The following is a 2,469-nucleotide window of genomic DNA, read 5'->3' as shown; positions in this document are numbered from 1 at the left end:
AAAGTTCAACGGGAGGTCCTCGTTCTTTAGATGTTATAATTCCGCAACTACCTGAAAATTTGAATGTTCCTATAATTATTGTTCAACACATGCCGGCAGGTTTCACAGCTTCTTTAGCTTATAGATTGGATAAAATTTCAAATTTAAAGGTTAAAGAAGCCCAAGATGGTGAATTTTTACAAAAGAATGTTGTATACATTGCTCCCGGGGATTTTCATTTAGGTTTAAAACAGGAGGATCATAAAATAAAGTTGTTTTTAGATAAAAGCGATAAAATTAATAATGTACGACCTTCTGCTGATTTCACTTTTGATCTGGCTGCTGAAATTTTTAAAGAAAACTCATTGGCAGTTATTCTGACAGGAATGGGAAGAGACGGTGCGAAAGGGGTATTTAAAGTTAAACATTACGGTGGAAAGGTTATAGCAGAGTCGAAAGAAACTTCCGTGGTTTATGGAATGCCAAAAATTGTTGCCCAAGAAGGTTATGCGGATTTTGTTCTTCCAAATTACGATATTGCAGAAAAGATATTAGAAATTTTAACTGATCAATCAAGGGGGATAAAAAGATGAGTAAAAGGGTAATTCAGCGGTTAATAATTTTTGGCTTTTTATTTCTCTCTTTTACTACCTTTGCAAAAACGCTTTATTTTCAATGGAGAGAGGTAGATCCGGCTTACTATTTTGAAGATGGAGAAAATCTATATGTTAGTTTAAAAGTCATTTCTGAAAAGAGTGGAAGAACTTTAGATGTATATAACGATACTTTGATTTACGTAAAAGACAGCAAATGGAACGTTTTTATTTTTCCCCAGAATAGTTTAGCAATTATTAACAGCACCGAATCTATTCGTTTCTATCCAAATGATCTAAAAGTGATTGATGGAGAAATTTATTTAACTACAGAGTTGATAGCGAAGTTGATCAACTTAGAACTCTTTTCTAATGATTCTGCTGTTTACTTGAATCTGCCACTAACTCAAGTAAGTTCAATAAAAACGATCATACAGAAAACTGATGCCAGAATAATAATAGAGCTTTCTTCAAGCCCTGAAGATGTTGGAATATACCCGTTAGTTAATAAATCCGGATATTTAATTAAGATAAAAGGTGCCGAAATTCCTGATTCTTATTACTATGAAGAATACAACAATAAGATCAATTACATAAAGGCATATCACTATTCACCAACAGAAGTTTGGATACAAGTAAAACTGAATAACTCCGCTGATTTGGAAGAATTAATTGAAGAAAATAGAATCATATTAGACCTTTCTTTTAGAGATACAATCACTCTGCCTGTTTTAGTCTTGGATCCAGGTCATGGAGGGATAGATCCGGGAGCAGTTGGCCCCAACCAAACTTTTGAAAAAGATATTACTTTAAAAGTAGCAAAAAGAGCTCAAGAACTTTTGAAACCGTACAGTGTTAACGTTTATTTGACTAGGACAAATGATGTATACGTTGATTTACATGATAGAGCAGTTTTTTCTAATGAAAAAGGTGCAGATTTATTCATTAGTTTACACTTGAATGATTATCCTCAAGATTCTTCAGTTTACGGATCAGAGGTTTACTATTTTGATTTTTCAGAAAGCACGTATGCAAGAAGAATAGCCTACCGTGAAAATTTAGATTTGAATACTGATAAAAATCTTATAGAAACATGGGTAACGGATAAAGAAAACAGTCTAGATGAAAGTGAGAAGTTTGCCAATATATTGGGAAGTTATTTGAATGTAAATGGGGTTAAATTTAGGGGCGTTCATACGGCGGAGTTCGCTGTTTTGGCTTATACTAGGAGTCCCGCAGTTTTATTTGAAATGGAATTTATCAGTAATCCTCAAGTAGTAGATGAATTTACGAATGGGCACTATGTGGATGTTTTTGCAGAAATTATTAAAAACGCAGTCATTGACTTTTTTGGTCTAAAATAGGGCGTTGGGGTGGCCCCCCAACCCAAACGTTGGGGTAAACCCCAAGCCCCTAAAACCTTTTTAAAAACCATAAAACAATTAAAAAACATCGTTTAGAAAACCGGCAAACCAAACCCCCAGAAGAATTTTAAATCTATTTTGATTAATTGGTTCGCACAAACCAGCGAACAACAAAGGAGGTTAATTTATTTGCAAGAGAAGGCAAAAATTCCTACTGATATATTGATTTTTCTTGTTTTGTTTGCTTTAATACCTTTTTTAATGGTACCCAATTTGGTTTATGAGTATTCCACTCAAAAACATTTGGTTTTTTCTTTATTCATGGTTGTTATTTTAATTTATTATTTGTTAAAATACTTTTCTAAACCTATTTCAATAAAGTTCACTTATCCACACATTTTTTTATCTTTTTTCAGTATTTCTGCCTTTTTATCTTTGATATCAGTTTACATAGAGAATAAATATTACCTACCTACGTCAGCTGGAGTAGCCTTCTACATAGTCCTTATTGCTTTTTTTTCGTATGTAATTAG

3 protein-coding genes are annotated in these 2,469 nt (G+C 33.0%); all 3 read left to right on the top strand.

From position 1 onward, the window contains the following. Window positions 1-572, top strand: a 572-nt coding sequence (locus tag AA81_RS13000; RefSeq protein WP_281256310.1) for a chemotaxis protein CheB, incomplete at its 5' end; no start/stop codon positions are given. Next, on the top strand, window positions 569-1,936 hold the full coding sequence (locus AA81_RS12995; protein WP_103078957.1) for an N-acetylmuramoyl-L-alanine amidase family protein: 1,368 nt from the start codon (window positions 569-571) through the stop codon (window positions 1,934-1,936). The genes AA81_RS13000 and AA81_RS12995, both read left to right, overlap by 4 nt. Window positions 1,937-2,125: 189 nt before the next feature. Then, window positions 2,126-2,469: hypothetical protein (locus tag AA81_RS12990; RefSeq protein ID WP_146050402.1), on the top strand; the 344-nt coding region annotated here is incomplete at its 3' end.

The organism is Petrotoga halophila DSM 16923 (assembly GCF_002924615.1).
The sequence above is the reverse complement of the archived record's forward strand: the minus strand, read 5'-3'. Positions and strand labels throughout refer to the sequence as shown.